Source organism: Hoeflea sp. EC-HK425, assembly GCF_902498795.1.
Taxonomy (GTDB): Bacteria; Pseudomonadota; Alphaproteobacteria; order Rhizobiales; family Rhizobiaceae; genus Hoeflea; species Hoeflea alexandrii.
Genome location: NZ_LR701572.1, coordinates 2,594,584 through 2,614,640, shown reverse-complemented (window position 1 = coordinate 2,614,640; position 20,057 = coordinate 2,594,584). Strand labels below are relative to the sequence as shown.

Below are 20,057 nucleotides of genomic sequence, written 5' to 3'. Positions count from 1 at the left end.
ATCGGCTAGAAGGCCCCACATAACGCCGCACGCGGCAAGATTTTGAGAGGACCGGTTCCCACCGGTGACGCGATGACCGACGACAATTCAACATTCATCCGCGAGGTCAATGAGGATCTGCGTTCGGATTACATGAAAGCGCTGTGGAAGCGGTTCCGTTTCGTCGTGCTGGCCGTTGCGATCGGCATCGTCGCCGTGACGGCAGGTCTGCGTGGCTGGCAGTACTGGAAAGAGACCACGGCGGCCAGGTCCGGCGATGTTTTCCTGGCGGCGCTGGAGAAGGCCCGCAGCGGCGACACCGCCGCGGCTCTTGCCGAGTTCCAGGCGCTCGAGCAGACCGGTTACGGCTCCTATCCGGTGCTGGCGCAGATGCGCGCGGCAACGGTGCTTGCCGACAATGGCGACACCGCTGCGGCGATTGCGGCATTTTCAGCCATCGGCAAGAACGTCTCGCAGCCGGTAGCCATCAGAGATGCGGCGCGTTTGCGCGCAGCCTACCTTCTGATCGACAACGGCAGCTATTCGGACGTTTCGGCCGAGGTTGAGGTGCTTGCGGTTCCCGGAAACCCGGCCCGGCACTCTGCCCGTGAAGCGCTCGGCATCTCTGCCTACAAGGCCGGTGACATGAGCCAGGCCGCGCAGTGGTTTGGCGACATTGCCGCAGACAGTGAGACACCCAGGGGTGTGAGTAGCCGTGCGGCCCTCATGCTGGACATGATCGCCGCCCGGGGCGGCACGTCCTGACCGCGCGACCACCCCGGACCGAGACGATGCCTTCGGGCAAGGATCCATCATGACCATTACCCTTGCCATTGTCGGACGTCCCAATGTCGGCAAGTCGACATTGTTCAACCGGCTTGCCGGCCGCAAGCTGGCGCTTGTCGACGACACGCCCGGTGTGACCCGCGACCGCCGTCCAGGCGATGCCCGTCTGGTCGATCTCAGGTTCCGCATGATCGACACCGCCGGTCTCGAAGTCGCGGGGCCCGATACGCTGGAAGGCCGCATGCGCGCCCAGAGCGAGGCGGCCATGGACGAGGCCGACGGCGCACTGTTCCTGATCGACGCCAAAGCCGGGCTTACCCCGGCCGACGAATTGCTGGCCGATATCTTGAGAAAGCGCGGCAAACCGGTTGTTCTGGTTGCCAACAAGGCCGAATCCAAGGGCTCTGAATCGGGCATGTATGATGCCTTCCGGCTGGGCCTGGGCGAACCCTGTCCGATTTCGGCCGAGCATGGCGGCGGTATGCTTGACCTGCGCGATGCGATTGTCGAGGCCTTTGGCGAGGAACGCTGTTTCCCCCCCAAGCACGATCCGCTGGCTGAAGCCGTCACCGATGTCGACATCCCCATGCCCCTGGGCGCCGACGATGAGGACGAAGGTCCGGAATATGACGAGACCAAACCGCTCCGGGTTGCCATTGTCGGACGTCCCAATGCCGGCAAGTCGACCCTGATCAACCGGTTTTTGGGCGAGGAGCGGCTTTTGACCGGCCCCGAGGCCGGCATTACCCGCGATTCCATCGCCGTTGATTTCGAGTGGCAGGGCCGCAAGATCAAGCTGTTCGATACCGCCGGTCTGCGCCGCAAGGCCCGCGTTCAGGAAAAGCTCGAGAAACTCTCCGTCGCCGACGCGCTGCGCGCCATCCGTTTCGCCGAAGTGGTAGTAATCGTGTTTGATTCCACCATTCCCTTTGAAAAGCAGGATCTGCAGATCGCCGATCTGGTGGTCCGCGAGGGCAGGGCGCCCGTGATCGCCTTCAACAAGTGGGACCTGATCGACAACCGCCAGGAAAAGCTCGCCGAATTGCGGGAGATGACCGACCGGCTGCTGCCGCAGATCCGCGGCATTCGTGCCGTCACCGTGGCCGGGCAGACCGGCGACGGTCTTGACCGGCTGATGGAAAACATCGCCTTCGTCCACAAGGTCTGGAACAAGCGCATCTCGACCGCCAAGCTCAACCGCTGGCTCGATCACACCCAGGGGCACCATCCGCCGCCGGCTGTGTCGGGACGGCGGCTCAAGCTCAAATACATGACCCAGATAAAATCGCGCCCGCCGGGCTTCATGATTTCCTGCACCAGGCCCGAGGCCGTGCCCGAATCCTACACCCGGTATCTGGTCAACTCGCTCCGCGCCGATTTCGACATGCCGGGAATTCCGCTGAGGGTGGTCTATCGCAGCGGCGACAATCCCTACGCGCCCAAGGACGGCAAGCCCAAGCGGGCCTCGGTGATGCCGAAGAAATCGACCAGGCGCACCGTATCGGGCAAACTGGCGCCCAAGAAGCGCAGTGGATAGCTGTTTGCGCCGGCGGGCGTTGACAGGTGTCTGAACAGGCCTGTGCTGACCGGTTTTCAGAACCGTTGTAGGTCTCGCTCTTTTTCAGGGTCGCTCATTAACGCTCCATCAAGGTTAATGCTCCATTCTCGGGAACAGTTTCGTGTAAGTGTATCCTGAGTTCCGGAGTTGTGGTTTTGCGTCAGAAGCGTCGTTCGTCCGGCACCGGCCATTCGTGGTTTGCCAGCCTGTCCGCGCCCATGGTTTTTGGCCTTGCGGCATTCCTGTCAACACCGACGGTCACCTCTCATGCCGACATGGCGACCATGCTCGCCGGCAGTGATAGCGGCGATGCCCGCTGGAAGACATTCCTGACTGCTTCGCCGGCCGGGTCGATCCAGGCCGCGGAACTGGAATTTGCCGATCCCATCCTGACCGCCTCGATCGCTTCGGGCGCCGGTGTGACCCTTCCCAATGGTGACAAGATTGCCTTCCAGGGCAAGATCGGTGCACCCGATCCGCGCCCGGATGCCGAGCGAGTCACCCGCCATCTCAAGCAGGGGCGTGTCATCGCTGTTGCACCCGTCCAGCCACCCAAGGATTTCTCCGCCGGCACCGTGCTGGAACGCCAGTCGAGCCTGTTGCGTCCGGCTGCCGATCTCGAAAGCGCCATGGCGTTCCTGAAGCCTTCGATCAAGGGCAAGGAAATCGAGATTGCCAAGGCCTTTTACGCCTCCGGCAAGCGCGAGAGCGAACCCCAAGTCCCTGCGATTCTGGCAAGCCTGGTGACCAACGACAACCCCGACATTCTGGCCACCGCCTATGCGCCCCCGGCGCCCGATTATGCGAAGCAGTCGCCGTTCAGCTCTGTGCTGCGCGAAGTGCCGCAGCGTGGCCGCTTCATCCCGCCGGTCACCAAGGATGATCACGACTGGGCCGCGACCGCCCTTCCGGCAAAGACCTTCTCTGAGGCCGAACAGCGCTGCCTGGCGGCGGGCATCTATTTCGAAGCGCGCGGTGAGAGCGTCAAGGGGCAGGCTGCTGTCGCCCAGGTGATTCTCAACCGCGTGCGCAATCCCACCTATCCGAACACCGTCTGTGGCGTCGTCTACCAGAATGACAATTGGCGCAACCGGTGCCAGTTCTCCTTCGCCTGCGATGGTATCAAGGACCGGGTGCGTTCGCCCAAGCACTGGGACGTGGCCGAGGAAATCGCGCTGGCGACGACCGCCGGCAAGATCTGGCTCAAGGAAGTCGGGTCCTCCACCCATTATCACGCCACCTATGTGCGGCCGCCCTGGGCAAAGAGAATGCGCAAGGTCGGCAAGATCGGCCTGCATATCTTCTATGTCACCTACGGCGGCGGCTGGTCCTGATCTCTTGGCGAACGGCAGGTGATGCCAGACCGGCTCGCCGTCGGCAATTTCAGCCGCCCGGTGCGCCGCCGTCTGCGTGAGTCTGACGCAGATGGCCAAGTTTTTCTGATACTTCTGTAGCGGGTCCCGGCGACGTCGATCCAAGTGATTGAATTATTTGAAATAATCGGCGCCCCACGATGGGCTTTCCGCGCCTTGACTATGGTCAGCCCTAAAACTATGTTGCGCCCGACTTCGATACGGACTTTTTCCGGTCGTCGCTGGCGGGTCAGGGGAGCGCATCCATGGATGAAAAGCGCGGATCTGGCGCCCCGGGTTCACCCGGGAACAGCGAAGAGACGGACGGGGCCGGTTCGGAAAGCCTGGACGCCCGTCGAAAGCGCCTGGACACCGAACTTTCTGCCCGCCGCAAGGTGGCGCCTGAAGGTGGGTCCAGCAGGGAAGCTTCGAAGGGCTACGCGCTTGCGGTCAAGCTGTCGAGCGAGTTCATCGCCGGCGTGATCGTGGGAGTGCTGCTGGGCTACCTGTTTGATCGGTTTCTGGGCACATCGCCCTGGGGATTGATCGTGTTTCTGCTGCTTGGCTTTTGTGCCGGCGTGCTAAACGTGCTGCGCTCCACCGGGGCGGTCGCCCAGCCGAAACCGGCAACGGGCAGCCAGACGGGCCCGCGCGGCGAAGACGACGGAAAATAATGTCCGGCATGGCCGGGTAGCGAAAAAGAGGTTCTAGGTGGCAAACGATCCGATTAGTCAGTTTCAGATCAAGAATATCGTGCCGATCGAGATCGGCGGGCTGGACCTGTCGTTCACCAACTCTTCCCTGTTCATGGTGGCAACGGTTGCTGTTGCCGCGGGCTTCCTGTTTCTGACCACTGCCAATCGTGGGCTGGTGCCGTCGCGTTTGCAGTCGATATCGGAAATGTCTTATGAATTCGTGGCGTCTATGCTGCGGGATGGCGCCGGATCGCAGGGCATGCGCTTCTTCCCGATGGTGTTTTCGCTGTTCATGTTCGTTCTCGTGGCGAACCTTCTGGGCATGTTCCCCTACTTCTTCACCGTCACCAGTCATCTGATCGTCACCTTTGCGCTGGCCATGCTCGTCATCGGCACCGTGGTTGTGTACGGTTTCTGGAAGCACGGTCTGCATTTCCTCCAGCTCTTCGTGCCCTCGGGCGTTCCCGGCGTGCTGATGCCGCTTGTGGTCATGATCGAGGTGATCTCGTTCCTGTCGCGTCCGATCAGCCTGTCCGTACGTCTTTTCGCCAACATGCTGGCGGGTCACATCACGCTGAAAGTGTTCGCTGGCTTCGTCGTGTCGCTCGGCAGCCTGGGCGCGCTTGGCATCGGTACGGCAATTCTGCCGCTTATCATGACCGTGGCGCTGACCGGTCTCGAATTCCTCGTTGCCTTCCTTCAGGCCTACGTCTTTGCGGTGCTGACATGCATGTACCTCAACGACGCCCTGCATCCCGGCCACTAGGATCCACTCACCGGCGGTCCGCCGCCAACAAGTTCGCATCCATCCCATTCCAAAGGAGTTTTATCATGGAAGCAGAAGCAGCAAAGTACATCGGTGCCGGCATCGCTTGCCTCGGCATGGGCGGCGCAGGCATTGGCCTGGGCAACATCTTCGGCAGCTACCTTTCGGGCGCTCTGCGCAACCCGTCGGCAGCTGACGGCCAGTTCGGTCGTCTGATCTTCGGCTTTGCCGTGACCGAAGCTCTGGGCATCTTCTCGCTGCTCGTCGCTCTCCTTCTCCTCTTCGCCGTCTAATCGACGTCAAGAGAGTCAGGCTTGCCACGCCGGATGTCCGGCGTGGCATTTCATCTGGAGGTGACCATGTTTGTTGTGACCCCGGCCTATGCCGAGTCCAACCCCACCGAAGGGACCCATTCGGAAACCGGCGCACACGGTGGCGATGCCGCAGGTGGCGGCGTCTTCCCGCCCTTTGATTCATCGACCTTCGCATCGCAGCTGTTGTGGCTGGCGATCACCTTCGGCTTGTTCTATCTGCTCATGTCCAAGGTCATCGTTCCGCGCATCGGCGGTATCTTGGAGCACCGGCGTGACCGCATTGCCCAGGATCTCGATGAAGCCAATCGCCTCAAGGAAGAGGCCGACAACGCCATTGCTGCCTACGAGCAGGAACTGGCGGATGCACGCAAAAAGGCTTCGGCAATCGCCGAGACCGCGCGTGAGAAGGCCAAGGCCGCGGCGGAAGCCGAACGGGGTTCGACAGAGGCTGAACTCAACACCAAGATGGCCGATGCCGAAAAAAGCATCGCAGCCATCAAGACCAAGGCGTTGGCTGACGTTGACACCATTGCCGAAGACGCGGCGACCGATCTGGTCAAGCATCTTCTTGGCGGCGCCGTGACCAAGACCGAAGTTGCTGCGGCAATCCGGTCGGCGTCGGGCAAGTAAGCAGGGAAGACGATCATGGACGCTACATTCTGGGCATTAGTCGGTCTCCTCATTTTTATCGGTATCATTGCCTATGCAAAGGTACCGGGGATGATCAGCGGCGCGCTGGACAAGCGCGCCGACCAGATCCGCAATGAACTCGAGGAAGCCAAGAAACTGCGCGAAGAAGCTCAGCAGCTGCTTGCCGAGTATCAGCGCAAGCGCAAGGAAGCCGAATCCGAAGCCGAGAGCATTCTCAGCGCCGCCGAGCGGGAAGCCGCCGCTTTGCGTGAGGACGCCAAGGCCAAGACCGAGGAATATGTCAGCCGCCGCACCGCGATGGCCGAGCAGAAGATCCGGCAGGCCGAAGCCGATGCGATCAATGAGGTTCGCGCCTCTGCGGTCGACCTGGCGATTGTTGCAGCCGAAAAGCTGATCGCCTCCAAGGTTGACAGCAAGGCCTCGGGTGAGCTGTTCAAGGCTTCGCTCGGAGAACTCAAGGCACGTCTCAACTGAGACCCTGCTTCAGAGTATGAAATCAAGGGCCGGGAGCATCTCCCGGCCTTTTTCGTTGGCGGCAATAAAGTAAACCTGCGGGCTTGAACTGCCGCCTGAGTCCGGTTTCTTGAATCCGCAGAAAATTGTGGCCCCGAGCGTCAGGCCTTGCGCATCGGGCGGAATGTCATCCGGTGCAGCGGGCAGGGGCCGTGCTCGGCGATCGCCTGGAGATGGCGCTTTGCCCCGTAGCCCATATGCGTTTCAAATCCATACTGGGGATAGACCACCACGGCGCGGGTCATCATGCGATCGCGTGTCACCTTGGCGATGATCGAGGCCGCGGCAATGGAAAGCGAGCGTGCATCGCCCTTGACCAGCGCTCTCGCCGCGCAGCCGAGCCCGGGTGGAATGTCCCGGCCGTCAATAAGCGCATAGTGCGGTTTGACCGGCAGCGCACACAGCGCCCGCCGCATCGCTGTCAGGCTCGCAACCCTGATGTCCGTGGCTTCTATTTCGCGCGCCGAGGCACTTGCGACAGCCACCAGCGATGTAGCCAGAATGGTGTCGAACAGGAAATCACGTCGTGCCTTGCTCAGCGCCTTGGAATCGTCGAGGCCTTCGGGGATGCAATCAGGATCGAGAATGACTGCCGCGGCCACCACCGGCCCCGCGAGCGGGCCGCGTCCGGCTTCATCGACACCGGCGACAACGGGTAAACCGTTCTGCATGGCATGCTGCTCGAAGCGATAATCGGGTATCGCGGGATAGTCTGGAAACAGCGAATCGGGCGGGGTGCGAGCCATATTGCGGCGAAGCTCGCACACCCGCCCGATCCTCTGCAAGGCCCGGCGGCTGGGGACGGGATGCCGCACGAGCGCCGGACCGCGATATGGGGCGGGTCACGGTCCGGATTTCCGGCTGCGCCAAAGGCATGATCTGCCGGTGGCGCAGCGATACTTGCCAAGACACCCACTACTTGAGGTGCTTGAAGCCGTGGTTGCTTCCGCCCTACAGCAGGCTCAGCTGCACGCCCTCTCCATGAGGCGGCACGAAGTGATCGGTCCGCAACGGCGTTTTTCTCGCATTGAGCCCAAGCCGTTTGGCGGTCAGGTCGAAGCGGCGGGCGATCTGCCACGCATAGGGTCCGGTCCCGCGCATCCGCTTGCCGAACTCGGCGTCATAATCCTTGCCGCCGCGCATCGAGCGAACCAGCGACATCACATGCCGGTAGCGATCGGGGTAGTGCCTGAGCAGCCAGTCCCTGAACAAGGGACTCACCTCGATCGGCAGACGCAGCATGACGTAACCCGCAGCATCCGCGCCTGCAGCCTTTACCGAATCGAGTATCCGCTCGATCTCGTGATCATTGAGACCGGGAATGACCGGCGCCACCATCACCGAAACCGGGATGCCGGCACCCGAAAGGGCCCTGATGGCTTCAAGTCGCCGTTCCGGTGTGGCTGCCCGCGGTTCCATGGTGCGCGCCAGCTTGCGATCGAGCGTGGTGACCGAGAGCGCCACCCGGGCCAGTCCCTTCGAGGCCATGCGTGACAACACGTCAATATCGCGCATCACCAGCGCCGACTTGGTGACGATGCCGACCGGGTGCCCGGCTGCCTCCAGCACCTCGAGCAATTGCCGCATGATGCGCCATTTCTTTTCGACAGGCTGGTAGGGGTCGGTATTGGTGCCGATGGCGATCGGCTGGACCTTGTAGCCCGGGCGGGACAACTCGCGTTCAAGCAGCCGCGGCGCATCAGGCTTGGCAAACAGCCGGGCCTCGAAATCCACACCCGCCGACAGCCCCATATAGGCATGGGTCGGTCGGGCGAAGCAGTAGACACAGCCGTGTTCGCAGCCGCGATAGGGATTGATCGAGCGGTCGAATGACAGGTCGGGTGACTGGTTGCGGGTAATGATAGTGCGCGGTTTCTCGATCTGTACCTCGGTCTTGAACGGGGCCAGCTCCTCGATGCTGCTCCAGCCGTCGTCAAAGACTTCCCGTGTATTGATCTCGAAGCGGCCTGACATGTTCAGCCCGGCACCGCGGCCACGCACGCGGTCGTCGGCGACCCGAATGCCACTCGCAGCCATCAGCGCATCGGCCTCGGCCGATCCCAGGCCGGGTGCAAGGGCAGTCTGTTTCAGTGTTGCAAGGTTCGGCATGAAACCTCCATCAGCGCCGGGTTCGAGTTGGTCATCGGCCGCTGTTCATGATTATATTCCTAACGCATGGAGGGGAACGAAGCAAGAACAAAAAGGAGAAACACCTACGAATGTCCGGGAAAACCCGGGAGAGCCTCATCTGGCATATCCACCGCGCATGCAGTAAAAGGCGTCATGATCAGTGTTTTGATTGAATGCAAAGACCAGGAACAAGCACTTGCCGTGACCCTGGCGTCTCTGGTTCAAGGCGCGGTTGAGGGCATTGTTGCCGAGGTCGTGATTCTCGATCGCGGCTCCCGGGACGGCACAGCCTTGCTGGCCGATGCCGCCGGCTGCCGGTTTCTGGAAGATCCGGATCTGCGTGATGTCGTGCGATCCGCGCGCGGGGACTGGTTGTTGCTGATTGAGCCCGGCGCCAGGCCGCTTCTTGGCTGGGTCGATCATCTTGGCCAGCACATGGTTGCGGGCACCATGTCCGCCCGGATGCGGCCCTCGCGGGAATACCGGCTGCCGTTCTTTCAGCGGTTCCGCCGCCGCGTTTCGGCTCTCGAGCACGGCGTGCTGATCCCGAAGCGGCAGGCGATCGCCAATGCGAAATCAGGCCATTCGCTGGAAAGCCTTGGGCGCGGGCTGGCGATGACCCGTCTGAAATGCGAGATCGTTCCAGCCTCTGTCCTCGCCCTGCGCTGACCCGCGATATGGACTTATCGGGTCGCCGTGAGCGTCCTTGTGGCGGCGATGAACCAGTCCGGCTGGTCCTGCTTCAGTTTCTGCGCAGCCGCCAGTGCTTCCGCGGCATCGGCAAAGAGCCCGAAACAGCTCGCTCCCGAGCCTGACATGCGCGCCATCCGCGCACCTGCGGTCCCGAGCGCCGAAAGGCATTGGGAAATTTCCGGCACCATCCGTTGCGCTGCCGGCTGGAGGTCGTTTCTCGCCTGCCGCAACCAGGCGATGAACTGTTCCCTGTCGCCAAGCCCTTGCGGCTGCGGCAGCGGCGGGTTCTCCCGGCATTCAAGCGCCTGGAACACCTTGGGTGTCGACACACCGACGCGCGGATTGACGATCACCATGTCGAGCGGGAAGCCAAGCTCAACCGGCGTCAGTGCTTCACCGATGCCGCGGGCAATCAGCGGACGTCCGTCAAGGCACATGGGGACATCCGCACCCAGATCGAGCGCGATCCGCGAAAGGGTCTCAGCGCCGGGATGATAGTCCCAGTGCTGGCAGAGAAGCTTCAGGGCCGCGGCCGCATCGGCCGAGCCGCCTCCAATTCCGGAGGCGACCGGAAGCCGCTTGTCGAGACAGATTTGGACAGGAGAGAGGTCCCGCGCCGATCGCATCGCGTCAGCCCGCAACATGTCGCGGGCCCGTACAACCAGGTTGTTGCCGGCATCCTCGCCTGCAAGAACCTGTGACTCCTGGCCTTCGAGCCTGAAAACATCGCTGCTGGACGTTTCAATCGAAACTCGGTCGCCCAGTTCGGTAAACACCACAAGGCTTTCGATCAGATGGAAGCCGTCGGCGCGCCGTCCCGTGACATGAAGCGCCAGGTTGATCTTCGCCGGCGCGTCAATGCCGGTCATTGATCCTCTGGACCAAACCGTCTGCGCTGGCGGATTGATGGAATGACCTGTCGAGCAGGGCATGCTCGGAGCCTGGTGTGACGAGACGAAGACCGCTCTTCTTGTCGTCACCGGCGCCGCTTTCCGTTGCTGCCGGTGCCTTGCCCTTGTCCGCACCATTGGCTGTTGCCGGCACAACGCTTTCCGCCTCGGGCAAGCCTTCGCTCAGCTTCCGTTCGATTTCCGGCTTGAGGTCTTCCGGCGGATCATTACTGAGCGCCCGCTTCCACTGGAAGGTGGCTTCCAGTTCACGGCCCACCTGCCAGTAGGCGTCGCCGAGATGATCATTGATGGTCGGATCGGCGGGCCTGAGTTCAACTGCCCGCTCGAGTTCGCGGACCGCATCCTCATATTCGCCCAGCCGGTAATGCGCCCACCCCAGCGAATCGACGATGTAGCCGTCATTGGGCCTGAGATCGACCGCGGCACGAATCAGATCCATGCCCTCTTCGAGATTGATGTTCATGTCGATCCAGGAGTATCCCAGATAGTTCATCACCTGCGGCTGGTCGGGGAACAGCTCGAGCGCGCGCTTGAAAAACGCCTCCGCCTTCGGCCATTGCTTCAGCCGCTCGTTGGCAATGCCTGCCTGGAAGAACAGGTTCCAGTCGTTTCGTGTCGGCGCTGGTCCGATAACCGAGATGGCGGTCTCGTAGGTGAGCGCCATTTCGACATAGTCCTTGTCCTGCGACAGCACGCTGCCATAGGCGAGGTAACTGCGGATGTCCCTCGGATCCGACGCGATCAGCGCCTTGAGATGATCCTTGGCCTCGCCATTGCGGCCAAGATCGGCCAGAGCAAGCCCTAGCTGCAATTCCGACACCCGGCGCATCGGCGAATTCTCGGGCACGGCCTCGTAGATCTCGATGGCTTCCTCGGCGTTGCCAAGTCGTTCCGTCAGGCTGCCGAGGATCACCAGTGTTGCGGCGTCGTTGGGATCCAGCGTGCGTGCAAACTGGAGGTAAACCGCCACCGTTTCTTCCGCGCCCTCGCGGTTGAGCGCGCTGCCCAGCGTGAACAGCACCGCTGCCGATCCCTGTTGCGCGGTCATCACACCGGGATTGGGCTTGCCGTCTTCTTCGATGACCTGCCTGAGCGCGGCCAGGGGTGCGTAGCTCGGAGAAAAGTCCTCGCCAGCCGACAAGGCATCCAGTGCGGCGCGCCGGTTTCCCTCGCGCGCTTCCAGCCCCGCCAGCGCCATCACGGCGCGGATATAGGTGTCCGGCGCCGCGGACCCCGACTGGGGATCGGCAATCAGGTCGGTGAAATGTTTGCGGGCTTCGGCTTTCTTGCCCATGGCCTGCGCCATCGCACCGGCATGATAGCGGGTGAAAACCGGGTACCAGGGCGGCCCTTCGAGCGCTAGGATGTTGTTCAGCGCCGTTTCGCCCTTGCCATCGCCGAATTCCGCCCAGGCATTCATGAGCGTGTTGAGCAGGCGGTCGATCGGATTGCTTTCCTCGACGGAAAGCAGCTTGGCGGCCTTGCGGTACTCACGCTTGCTGGTCGCCTCCACCATCAGCGCCAGTCGTGAGATCTGCGCGACGGCGGGATCTTCCTTCAATTCGCGTGCCAGCACCACGCCTTCCGAAAACCGGCCGCCACTGAACAGGGCCACCATCAGGCGCTGTTTGACTTCGGTGTTGCCCGGATCGAACTCCAGCGCCTTGCTGTAGAATTCAATTGCCCGTTGGGTGTCGTTGTCGATATCGGCGGTGCGTCCGGCGAGATAGGCGCCCGCGAAGCCCATGAAATTCGGCTGGGCTGCCTGCTCCTGAGTGGTTGTTGCCTGAGCATTGCCGCTTGCGGGGCTGATCAGGGCGGTGCCCAACGAAAGGAACACACCCAGCGTTACGCTGGCCGCAAACCGGGCTTTCATATTTCGCCGCATCAAGTCTTGCCTCATGTTCGAACTGGCCATGCGCCGGCCACCTGCCGAAGCATATTTAACCCACACAATGGCTTTTTTGGCGCAGGGCGGCAAGGCTTCAGCATGCCGCAGCGATCGGGCGGGTTGCGCCGGTGATCAGCTTGCCCGGTTGACGCAAAATGCGATCACTTCCAGAAGGGCGGCCTTCTCGGGCGAATCGGGCAGCGGCGCCAGCGCGTCACGGGCAATCGAGGCATAGTGCTCGGCCCGCGCGGTGGTGTCCTTCAGGCTGCCATACTTGGTGATCAGTCCCATCGCCTTCTCGAGCGCCTGATCGTCGCTCTTGCCGCCCTCGATGGCCTCGCGCCAGAAAGCCCGCTCCGATTCGGACCCGCGCCGGTAGGCGAGCACCACCGGCAGGGTGATCTTGCCTTCCCGGAAATCGTCGCCGACATTCTTGCCGAGATCACGCGCCGATCCACCATAGTCGAGCACGTCGTCGATCAGCTGGAACGCCAGGCCGAGATTCATCCCGTAGGACCTCAGCGCATTGCGCTCTGCCTTGCTGACGCCGGCCACGATCGGACCGACTTCGCAGGCGGCGGAAAACAGTGCCGCTGTCTTGGCCCGGATCACCGAAAGATAGTCGTCTTCCGTGGTCTCCATGTTCTTGGCCACAGACAACTGCAGCACTTCACCTTCCGCGATCACCGAAGCCGCGGTGGACAGCACGTCCAGCGCATCCAGGGACCCAACCTCGACCATCATCTTGAAGGCCTGCCCGAGCAGGAAGTCACCGACCAGGACGCTGGCCTGGTTGCCCCAGATCATCCGTGCGGTGGAGCGCCCGCGTCTAAGATCACTCTCGTCCACCACATCGTCATGCAGCAGTGTCGCCGTGTGCATGAATTCCACCGCTGTGGCCAGCCTGATGTGGGATTCGCCCGCGTAGCCGAACATTGTGGCAGACGCCAGCGTCAGCATCGGCCTGAGCCGTTTGCCGCCCGACGAAATGAGATGGTTCGCCACTTCGGGAATCATCGCCACGTCGGAGCCCGCCTTGGACAGGATCAACTGGTTGACGCGTTCCATGTCTGCCTTGGTGTTTTCCACCAGCGGCTTGACCGACGCGTCTTTGTGTTTTCCATCGTCCAGTGAAATGACTACGCCCACGTGTACGGACTCCTGTTTGATCTTTGCTGGCACATTATTCAGCACGCCCTGCCACGGCAAGCTGCGATTTGACGCGGGTAAGGCTTGATAACTGATACATTCGCATCAAACTAAGGGCTTCAAGGAGAACTCATGCACGATCTTATCCGCACCAATGACCCGGTCCTCATATCCTTCGTGGAAAGCCTCATGCGTGACGCCGGAATCGGCTGCATGGTGGCTGACAGCGGCATGAGCATTCTGGAAGGGTCGGTGGGAGTGATCCCGCGCAGGATCCTTGTCGATCCGGCAATGGCCGCCCAGGCACGCCGTATCCTGATCGATGCCGGACTGGAAGAGGAACTCAGGCCCTGGAATGACCGTGACACGAGCGCCTGAAAACAGCAGACCGGACCCCGGGCGCGGTCGATCTGCGGCTGAACCTCCGGCGGCTTCGCAACCAGGCGCTCCATCGGGATACACTGTTGATGCGTTTCACAATGGCGCCTTCCATCTGGTCCAGCCCGTGGGAACAGGCCACCGGGTCGGCATGGATGCGATGCTGCTGGCTGCCACCGTGCCCGGCAGTGCTTCCGGCGTGCTCGCCGACCTTGGCGCCGGTGCAGGGGGCGCCGGTCTTGCGGCCATCAGCCGGCTGCCGCAGCTCAATGTGGTTCTCATCGAACGCTCGCCCATCATGGCGGATTGCGCCCGCCGCTCGCTGGCGCTTGACGAAAACGCCCGGCTTGCCCCCCGCGTCCGGGTGATCGAGGCGGACGTCACCCTTCAGGGCAGCCAGCGCCGTGCCGCGGGTCTTGCCGACCACGCCTTCGATTACGTCATCCTCAATCCGCCCTTCAATGCCGCGGCCGACCGCCAGGCACCCGACGCACTCAGGGCGCAGGCGCATGCCATGGACAGCGATGATTTGTTCGAGCGCTGGCTGCGTACGGCCGCAGCGATCCTCAAGCCCGGTGGTCAGGTGTCGATCATTGCCCGGCCGCACTCGACCGGCGAAATCCTTGCGGCATTGGGCAAGCGCTTTGGTGGCGCCGAAATCACCCCGGTGATCCCGCGTCCGGGCGATGACGCGATCCGCATTCTTCTCACCGCGATCAAGGGCAGCCGCGCGCGCCTGAGCATGCGCGACCGTATTCTCATTCACCAGGGGGCGGAACGGGCCTTTTCAGAACAGATGGATGATCTGGCAAATGGCCGGGCGGGCTGGCCCAGGCGAACGGCAATACAGCCTGCAAATTAGAGTAACCGGCGGTGTGCGCCATTGTACTGAAACAGAAAAGACATACATGGCTTGGAGCATCAGATGCCTTGGTTTGTCATGCCGCCGCCAGCCCGGCCGGCAACCGGGCCGACAACAGGAATGATCCGCCATGGTTTCTTTGAGCTCTTTCTACCCCGCCCGGTTCCGCAAGGATCTGACAGTCATTCCAGTGGTCAGGCTGCACGGCACGATCCAGGCCGGTGGAAACCAGTTTCGCCAGAACCTCAACATTGCAACCGCAGCACCGCTTCTCGCCAGGGCGTTTGCCGACAAGAAGGCACCGGCGGTGGCGATCATGGTCAACTCACCGGGGGGCTCTCCGGTGCAGTCTCGGCTGATCTACAAGCGCATCCGTGATCTGGCTGCCGAGAAGAACAAGAAGGTGCTGATCTTCGTCGAGGACGTGGCCGCATCCGGCGGCTACATGATTGCATGCGCGGGCGACGAGATCATTGCCGATCCTTCGTCGGTCGTTGGCTCTATCGGCGTCATTTCCGCGGGCTTCGGCTTTACCGGCCTGATCGACAAGATGGGCGTCGAACGCCGGGTCTACACCGCCGGTGAAAACAAGTCGGTGCTTGATCCGTTTCAGCCGGAAAATCCGGAAGACATCGCCCGTCTGAAGGACCTGCAGCTCGATATCCACAAGGTCTTCATCGATCTCGTCAAGGACAGCCGAGGCGCGCGGCTGAAAGACGATCCGGACCTGTTTACCGGTCGCTTCTGGACCGGCATTCGCGGCAAGGACCTCGGACTGGTCGATGAACTTGGCGATCTCCGTTCGGCCTTGCGCGCCCGTTTCGGCGACAAGGTGAAGATGCGTCTGATCACCGCGCAACGCGGTCTGTTCGGTCGTCGCGCGCCGGGCGTGAGCACGTCGCTGGCCTTGGAGGCGCTTGCCGGAATTGGCGAAGCAGGGTTGAATGCGCTTGATGAACGGGCGCTATGGGCGCGTTACGGCCTCTGATCCGGCGTGGACGGATCAGCTGGCTTTCGCCGCGACGGCCCGCGCAACAAGCGAGCGCAGGTGAGTGGCGGGAGTGCTCCCGCCTGGAGCATCCTGCGTTCAGGCGGAATCGCCTGACGCAGACAAGATGCTCCAGATTTAGGATGTTAGAGCGTCCTTTGCGCGTCCAAATGGACGCGCGGCGCTCTTGAGATGGGACGCCCGGTTCCGGGCTGAGGAAAGGACCGCTAGAATGCCGCAACTTCTTCTGCTCGTCGCCGTCGGCGCCGTAGCCTGGCTCGGCTACAAGCGCTTTCTGGCCGAGGCCGAACGCGTCAGCGCCAAGGTGAGGGACGCCGAAAAAGAATCGCGCACAGGTGCGCAGGGGACCCTGATCGAGGATCCCGAAACCGGCGAATACCGTCTGCGCAAGCCTGACGAGTAGAAGGGGGTGGCGGGCCGAAGCCCCGCGCGCTGCAGTCCCGCACTTGACCGTAAACATGAGAAGTGGCACCTGTCGCCGCACATTCAGGACCGTTGTGGAAACGGCCCGCGAACCAATGATGCGCCATCCGGATCCCAAGCCATGACCGAAGTTCTTCCCGATCACATGCAGCCCACCCGCTCGTTTCAGGGGCTCATCCTCGCCCTGCATCGCTACTGGGCCGATTACGGCTGCGTCGTGCTGCAGCCCTACGACATGGAAGTCGGCGCCGGCACCTTCCACCCGGCCACCACGCTGCGCGCGCTCGGGCCGAAGCCGTGGAACGCGGCCTATGTACAGCCATCGCGCCGCCCCAAGGATGGCCGCTATGGCGAAAACCCCAACCGGCTGCAGCACTATTACCAGTACCAGGTGATCCTCAAGCCCAACCCGTCCAACCTGCAGGAGCTCTATCTCGGCTCGCTCGCCGCCATCGGCGTCGATCCGCTGCTGCATGACATCCGCTTTGTCGAGGACGACTGGGAAAGCCCGACGCTGGGCGCCTGGGGGCTCGGCTGGGAATGCTGGTGCGACGGTATGGAAGTCAGCCAGTTCACCTATTTCCAGCAGGTCTGCGGCATCGAATGTGCCCCGGTGGCCGGTGAATTGACTTACGGGGTCGAGCGTCTGGCCATGTATGTCCAGGGCGTCGACAGTATCTATGATCTCAACTTCAATGGCCGCGAAGGCGCCGAGAAGGTGACCTATGGCGATGTCTTCCTGCAGTCCGAGCAGGAATACTCCCGTTACAATTTCGAGATCGCCGACACCGCGATGCTGCTCAAGCATTTCGAGGATGCCGAGAAGGAATGCGAAGCCATCCTCAAGGCTGGCGCCCCGCAGGAACCCGGTTCACTGCACAGATGCGTCCTGCCGGCTTATGATCAGTGCATCAAGGCAAGCCACGTCTTCAACCTGCTTGATGCGCGCGGCGTGATCTCGGTCACCGAGCGCCAGGGTTACATCCTCAGGGTGCGCAATCTCTCGCGCCAGTGCGGCGAGGCTTTCCTGCTCACCGATGCGGGCGGCTCGAATTACCGGCCGGCTGCGGAAGCGGCGGAATAAGGAGCACGCCGCTCAGGCAACCTTCAAAAGGGCCAGCGCCATTGCCTCGTCTGACCACGGCGGCTCGGGTGAGCCGTTGTCTGGTTGAATTTCCAGCGTGATGCACGTGCGGAGAGCCCTGCTGTCTGTTATCCTTCCGTGCGGGAGGATCACACAGGAGAAGCGAGATGACCGCATTCAGACTGCCTCTTTCCGGCAATGTATCGCAACTGATCAGCCCCTGGGCCGGATGGTTCGGCAACAGCCAGCTGGGCCTGATCAACATCAATCTCGGCCAGTCGAGCGCTCCCGAGGTGGAGCAGGAAATCCTCGAAGATGTCGGCAGCTACGGCCGGCAGTTGGGTCGCATCGGCGATGCTTTGGCAGTCTTGATCACCCACTTCCATCCTGAACGGCCGCTTGACCCAAAGGAAGAAAAAGCCATCCGCGCGCTGCGCGCGATGCTTGACCAGATCGGTGACATCAAGCAACGGCACGACCGGGTGGCAATTCGTCCCGGCACGGGCCGAGACCATTCCGAATAGGCCGCGCCAAGCCTGGTTCAGCCGGTTGAAGCGACCGTTACCGCAGCGGGTTTTTTGTTGCCGGGAGCGTTGGTGAACGAATGGCCTGAATAATAGGCCCGCTTGTCGTCATACATCGCCCGGTCTGCCCGCTTGACCATGTCTTCCATGGTTTCGCCATCCTGGCTGGAGGCGCAACCGATCGAAACGCTGATCGGCGCATTCGAATAGAACTGGTTGTTGATGTGCAATAGCTCGGTGATCGTCTCGACCATGGCATTGACCGCCTTCCTGTCGGCGCCCGGCATCAGGATGGCGAATTCGTCGCCGCCGATGCGCGCTGCATGGTTCGGGCGCGAGACCACGCTGTTCAGAACCTCGCCGAAACGGCGCAAAAGGGCGTCGCCGGCATCATGCCCAAGCTGGTCATTGGCCTCCTTGAGCCCGTTGAGGTCCATGATGATCGCCGAAACCGGCCTCAGCGGCTTGCGCTCGAGCCGGTTGAGCTCGTCCATGTAGAAGGCGCGGTTGTGCAGCTTGGTCAGCACATCGTGCTTGCCGAGATATTCGAGATAGGCTTCGGCCTTCTTGCGCGCGGTGATGTCGGTCAGCGCCACCTGCACCTGTGACCAGTCCTCTTCGTGGCCCGGCAGCACGGCGAAATGCAGGAGGATGTGCCGGATCGACCCGTCGAGCGCGTAGTTCACCACCTCGCGCTGATGAAACAGCTTGCCTTCCCACAGATCCATCAGCTGTTCCCGGAACGGCTTTTCCATCTCGTCGCGGAAAATCTCGACCTGACGCTGCAGCAATGTCTGCACATCGGACGCGCAGAACAGGTCGAGCGTTGCCTGGTTGACGTCGATGACCCGGATCTCGCTCATGCACTGGCGCACGAATTCGGGATGCACGTCCATGAACACTCGGAAGTCGACAATGCCGCGCTCACGCACGGTTTCGATCAGGTTCCTGATTTCGCTGAAATCCTCGACCCAGAGAGACACCGGCGAATACTCGAACAGCCCCTCGGCATGCCGGCGGCTTTGCGCCTCGTTGCGCCGTGCATCTTCCCGCTCGGTCACGTCTTCTGTCGTCAACAGGACCTGTCCGAGCGTCTCCTCGTGGCCCGGCAGCACCGATCCCTTGAGCTGGATGTCCATCCGCCGGCCCGAAAGCGAGTAATTGACCGCATTGCTCGAGAACTCGGTCTTGCCGTCCCACAATTCGGCCAGTTCGTTGACATGGCTTTCGAGCATGTCGTCGCGAAACACCACCGAGAGATTGCTGACCAGATGCTCAAGATCCGTGGCTTCGAACAGTTCGAGCGTCTTGCGGTTGACGTCGAGCACCCGGATCTTGCGCGAGCAGTCTGCGACACGCCTCGCGTCTTCCCTCAGGAAGGCTCGGATGTCCTCCACACCTTCCGCACGCCACTGGTCGAACTGCCGTTTCACCCCGGAAAAATCCTCGATCCACATGGCAACCGGCGCGAGATCGAAAATGGCGGCGTCAAAGGTCTTCATGTCGCAACGGTTCCTGTATCGGCAAAGCCCGCCTGGTACTCAAAAGAAAACATCGGGGGAAGGCGGCTCGGAGAAGTATGGGACGGGAATGGTAAACCATTGCTTGACAACTGCGGGATGAAGCATGATTTCGCGGCTTCGCCGATGCCTCGACGCAGCACGCTCTCGTTCAGATGCCACAACGGCCGGCAACGGGCCGGCATGGTCTGCTCCATGGATTTTTGTGGTGAGTATGCGTAAGGTCGCTCAGCCGCCCGGTCGGGCCTGTGCGCGGCAATGGACAACGGTTTTTGGTCGGGAGTGAACCCATGGGGACTTGGATTATTCTGGCGGTGCTGGCTGGCATCGTGATTTACGCGATTTCGCTTTACAACACGCTGGTCAAGAACCGCCAGATGGCCGGTGAGGGCTGGAGCGGAATTGACGTTCAGCTCAAGCGCCGCGCCGACCTGATTCCGAACCTGCTCGAATCGGTCAAGGGTTACATGACCCACGAACGCGAGCTCCTCGAAGAGGTCACCCGTCTGCGCGGCCAGGCCGTGGCCGGCGCGAGCGGTTCGCCGGAGCAGCGGGCCTCGCTCGAAGGTGCGCTCAGCGGCGCGCTCGGACGGCTGATGGCGGTGGCGGAAAGCTATCCCGACCTCAAGGCCAATGAGAACTTCAAGGAATTCCAGGACGCGCTGGAGGAAACCGAAAACGAGATCTCGATGTCGCGCCGCTATTACAATGGTGCGGTCCGCAATCTCAATGTATCGGTTGAGAGCTTCCCCTCGATGCTGGTCGCCAGACAGTTCGGTTTCGTCAAGGCGGAATACTTCGAGATCGAGGACGAGGCCGACCGCGCCGTTCCAAAAGTCAAATTCTGACCGCCGCAGGGCTGGTCTGTC

General features: G+C 61.9%; 22 protein-coding genes. 16 read left to right on the top strand and 6 right to left on the bottom strand.

Going from position 1 to position 20,057, the window contains the following annotated elements:
* Positions 1 to 72 precede the first annotated feature (72 nt).
* From SPHINGO391_RS15435 to SPHINGO391_RS15400, 8 genes are all read left to right on the top strand, one after another.
* Positions 73 to 744, top strand: coding sequence for a tetratricopeptide repeat protein (locus tag SPHINGO391_RS15435; RefSeq protein WP_152009659.1), 672 nt, complete (start codon positions 73 to 75; stop codon positions 742 to 744).
* A gap of 49 nt (positions 745 to 793) precedes the next feature.
* Complete coding sequence (gene der / locus SPHINGO391_RS15430; protein WP_152009658.1) at positions 794 to 2,302, top strand: ribosome biogenesis GTPase Der; 1,509 nt, start codon at positions 794 to 796, stop codon at positions 2,300 to 2,302.
* Between the two features lie 239 nt (positions 2,303 to 2,541).
* Positions 2,542 to 3,657, top strand: a complete 1,116-nt coding sequence (locus SPHINGO391_RS15425; RefSeq protein WP_152011588.1) for a cell wall hydrolase — start codon at positions 2,542 to 2,544, stop codon at positions 3,655 to 3,657.
* A 284-nt stretch (positions 3,658 to 3,941) separates the two neighbouring features.
* Positions 3,942 to 4,349, top strand: coding sequence for an AtpZ/AtpI family protein (locus SPHINGO391_RS15420; protein ID WP_152009657.1), 408 nt, complete (start codon positions 3,942 to 3,944; stop codon positions 4,347 to 4,349).
* A 37-nt stretch (positions 4,350 to 4,386) separates the two neighbouring features.
* The gene (locus tag SPHINGO391_RS15415) at positions 4,387 to 5,136 is read left to right on the top strand and encodes a F0F1 ATP synthase subunit A (RefSeq protein WP_152009656.1); all 750 of its coding nucleotides are present in this window, start codon (positions 4,387 to 4,389) and stop codon (positions 5,134 to 5,136) included.
* Positions 5,137 to 5,201: 65 nt separating this feature from the next.
* On the top strand, positions 5,202 to 5,429 hold the full coding sequence (locus SPHINGO391_RS15410) for a F0F1 ATP synthase subunit C (protein WP_007196430.1): 228 nt from the start codon (positions 5,202 to 5,204) through the stop codon (positions 5,427 to 5,429).
* Between the two features lie 66 nt (positions 5,430 to 5,495).
* Positions 5,496 to 6,080: a F0F1 ATP synthase subunit B gene (locus tag SPHINGO391_RS15405; protein WP_152009655.1), complete on the top strand. Its 585-nt coding sequence runs from the start codon at positions 5,496 to 5,498 to the stop codon at positions 6,078 to 6,080.
* A 15-nt stretch (positions 6,081 to 6,095) separates the two neighbouring features.
* Positions 6,096 to 6,575: a F0F1 ATP synthase subunit B gene (locus SPHINGO391_RS15400; protein ID WP_152009654.1), complete on the top strand. Its 480-nt coding sequence runs from the start codon at positions 6,096 to 6,098 to the stop codon at positions 6,573 to 6,575.
* A 140-nt stretch (positions 6,576 to 6,715) separates the two neighbouring features.
* Here the strand turns inward: SPHINGO391_RS15400 and SPHINGO391_RS15395 are convergent, their stop codons facing one another.
* Both SPHINGO391_RS15395 and SPHINGO391_RS15390 read right to left on the bottom strand, forming a co-directional pair.
* Positions 6,716 to 7,360, bottom strand: coding sequence for a ribonuclease HII (locus SPHINGO391_RS15395; protein WP_152011587.1), 645 nt, complete (start codon positions 7,358 to 7,360; stop codon positions 6,716 to 6,718).
* A gap of 205 nt (positions 7,361 to 7,565) precedes the next feature.
* On the bottom strand, positions 7,566 to 8,723 hold the full coding sequence (locus SPHINGO391_RS15390; RefSeq protein WP_152009653.1) for a PA0069 family radical SAM protein: 1,158 nt from the start codon (positions 8,721 to 8,723) through the stop codon (positions 7,566 to 7,568).
* A gap of 222 nt (positions 8,724 to 8,945) precedes the next feature.
* Here SPHINGO391_RS15390 and SPHINGO391_RS15385 point away from each other — a divergent pair, with 222 nt between their 5' ends.
* Positions 8,946 to 9,413 (top strand): glycosyl transferase, encoded by a 468-nt coding sequence (locus SPHINGO391_RS15385; RefSeq protein WP_244615214.1) that lies wholly within the window; start codon positions 8,946 to 8,948, stop codon positions 9,411 to 9,413.
* Between the two features lie 14 nt (positions 9,414 to 9,427).
* Here SPHINGO391_RS15385 and SPHINGO391_RS15380 read toward each other — a convergent pair whose 3' ends face one another.
* The 3 genes from SPHINGO391_RS15380 to SPHINGO391_RS15370 form a co-directional block, all read right to left on the bottom strand.
* On the bottom strand, positions 9,428 to 10,306 hold the full coding sequence (locus SPHINGO391_RS15380) for a 4-(cytidine 5'-diphospho)-2-C-methyl-D-erythritol kinase (protein WP_152009651.1): 879 nt from the start codon (positions 10,304 to 10,306) through the stop codon (positions 9,428 to 9,430).
* The gene (locus SPHINGO391_RS15375; RefSeq protein ID WP_152009650.1) at positions 10,293 to 12,236 is read right to left on the bottom strand and encodes a tetratricopeptide repeat protein; all 1,944 of its coding nucleotides are present in this window, start codon (positions 12,234 to 12,236) and stop codon (positions 10,293 to 10,295) included. The genes SPHINGO391_RS15380 and SPHINGO391_RS15375 overlap by 14 nt, the downstream gene beginning before the upstream one ends.
* Positions 12,237 to 12,371: 135 nt before the next feature.
* Positions 12,372 to 13,388, bottom strand: coding sequence for a polyprenyl synthetase family protein (locus tag SPHINGO391_RS15370; protein WP_152009649.1), 1,017 nt, complete (start codon positions 13,386 to 13,388; stop codon positions 12,372 to 12,374).
* 132 nt (positions 13,389 to 13,520) lie between these two features.
* Between SPHINGO391_RS15370 and SPHINGO391_RS15365 the strand changes: the two genes are divergently transcribed.
* The 6 genes from SPHINGO391_RS15365 to SPHINGO391_RS15340 all read left to right on the top strand — a co-directional run bounded on the left by SPHINGO391_RS15365 (position 13,521) and on the right by SPHINGO391_RS15340 (position 17,668).
* Positions 13,521 to 13,766, top strand: a complete 246-nt coding sequence (locus SPHINGO391_RS15365) for a DUF2007 domain-containing protein (protein ID WP_152009648.1) — start codon at positions 13,521 to 13,523, stop codon at positions 13,764 to 13,766.
* A gap of 115 nt (positions 13,767 to 13,881) precedes the next feature.
* A complete protein-coding gene (locus tag SPHINGO391_RS15360; RefSeq protein WP_244615435.1) occupies positions 13,882 to 14,628 on the top strand; it encodes a methyltransferase in 747 nt (248 codons plus the stop codon).
* A gap of 130 nt (positions 14,629 to 14,758) precedes the next feature.
* Positions 14,759 to 15,616 (top strand): S49 family peptidase, encoded by an 858-nt coding sequence (locus SPHINGO391_RS15355; protein ID WP_152009646.1) that lies wholly within the window; start codon positions 14,759 to 14,761, stop codon positions 15,614 to 15,616.
* Positions 15,617 to 15,848: 232 nt separating this feature from the next.
* Complete coding sequence (locus SPHINGO391_RS15350) at positions 15,849 to 16,040, top strand: hypothetical protein (RefSeq protein WP_152009645.1); 192 nt, start codon at positions 15,849 to 15,851, stop codon at positions 16,038 to 16,040.
* A 141-nt stretch (positions 16,041 to 16,181) separates the two neighbouring features.
* Positions 16,182 to 17,144, top strand: coding sequence for a glycine--tRNA ligase subunit alpha (locus SPHINGO391_RS15345; RefSeq protein ID WP_152009644.1), 963 nt, complete (start codon positions 16,182 to 16,184; stop codon positions 17,142 to 17,144).
* 167 nt (positions 17,145 to 17,311) lie between these two features.
* On the top strand, positions 17,312 to 17,668 hold the full coding sequence (locus tag SPHINGO391_RS15340) for a hypothetical protein (protein WP_152009643.1): 357 nt from the start codon (positions 17,312 to 17,314) through the stop codon (positions 17,666 to 17,668).
* A 17-nt stretch (positions 17,669 to 17,685) separates the two neighbouring features.
* On the opposite strand, the gene SPHINGO391_RS15335 is transcribed toward SPHINGO391_RS15340, so the two are convergent.
* Positions 17,686 to 19,170: a sensor domain-containing diguanylate cyclase gene (locus tag SPHINGO391_RS15335; RefSeq protein ID WP_152009642.1), complete on the bottom strand. Its 1,485-nt coding sequence runs from the start codon at positions 19,168 to 19,170 to the stop codon at positions 17,686 to 17,688.
* A gap of 308 nt (positions 19,171 to 19,478) precedes the next feature.
* On the opposite strand from SPHINGO391_RS15335, the gene SPHINGO391_RS15330 reads away from it, so the two are divergent.
* Complete coding sequence (locus tag SPHINGO391_RS15330) at positions 19,479 to 20,036, top strand: LemA family protein (protein WP_152009641.1); 558 nt, start codon at positions 19,479 to 19,481, stop codon at positions 20,034 to 20,036.
* Positions 20,037 to 20,057 lie beyond the last annotated feature (21 nt).

Coding starts and splice junctions, on each gene's coding strand:
- SPHINGO391_RS15435 (WP_152009659.1), top strand. CDS start 73: ATGACCGACGACAATTCAACATTCATCCGCGAGGTCAATGAGGATCTG.
- der (WP_152009658.1), top strand. CDS start 794: ATGACCATTACCCTTGCCATTGTCGGACGTCCCAATGTCGGCAAGTCG.
- SPHINGO391_RS15425 (WP_152011588.1), top strand. CDS start 2,542: ATGGTTTTTGGCCTTGCGGCATTCCTGTCAACACCGACGGTCACCTCT.
- SPHINGO391_RS15420 (WP_152009657.1), top strand. CDS start 3,942: ATGGATGAAAAGCGCGGATCTGGCGCCCCGGGTTCACCCGGGAACAGC.
- SPHINGO391_RS15410 (WP_007196430.1), top strand. CDS start 5,202: ATGGAAGCAGAAGCAGCAAAGTACATCGGTGCCGGCATCGCTTGCCTC.
- SPHINGO391_RS15405 (WP_152009655.1), top strand. CDS start 5,496: ATGTTTGTTGTGACCCCGGCCTATGCCGAGTCCAACCCCACCGAAGGG.
- SPHINGO391_RS15400 (WP_152009654.1), top strand. CDS start 6,096: ATGGACGCTACATTCTGGGCATTAGTCGGTCTCCTCATTTTTATCGGT.
- SPHINGO391_RS15395 (WP_152011587.1), bottom strand. CDS start 7,360: ATGGCTCGCACCCCGCCCGATTCGCTGTTTCCAGACTATCCCGCGATA.
- SPHINGO391_RS15390 (WP_152009653.1), bottom strand. CDS start 8,723: ATGCCGAACCTTGCAACACTGAAACAGACTGCCCTTGCACCCGGCCTG.
- SPHINGO391_RS15380 (WP_152009651.1), bottom strand. CDS start 10,306: ATGACCGGCATTGACGCGCCGGCGAAGATCAACCTGGCGCTTCATGTC.
- SPHINGO391_RS15375 (WP_152009650.1), bottom strand. CDS start 12,236: ATGCGGCGAAATATGAAAGCCCGGTTTGCGGCCAGCGTAACGCTGGGT.
- SPHINGO391_RS15365 (WP_152009648.1), top strand. CDS start 13,521: ATGCACGATCTTATCCGCACCAATGACCCGGTCCTCATATCCTTCGTG.
- SPHINGO391_RS15355 (WP_152009646.1), top strand. CDS start 14,759: ATGGTTTCTTTGAGCTCTTTCTACCCCGCCCGGTTCCGCAAGGATCTG.
- SPHINGO391_RS15350 (WP_152009645.1), top strand. CDS start 15,849: ATGCCGCAACTTCTTCTGCTCGTCGCCGTCGGCGCCGTAGCCTGGCTC.
- SPHINGO391_RS15345 (WP_152009644.1), top strand. CDS start 16,182: ATGACCGAAGTTCTTCCCGATCACATGCAGCCCACCCGCTCGTTTCAG.
- SPHINGO391_RS15340 (WP_152009643.1), top strand. CDS start 17,312: ATGACCGCATTCAGACTGCCTCTTTCCGGCAATGTATCGCAACTGATC.
- SPHINGO391_RS15335 (WP_152009642.1), bottom strand. CDS start 19,170: ATGAAGACCTTTGACGCCGCCATTTTCGATCTCGCGCCGGTTGCCATG.
- SPHINGO391_RS15330 (WP_152009641.1), top strand. CDS start 19,479: ATGGGGACTTGGATTATTCTGGCGGTGCTGGCTGGCATCGTGATTTAC.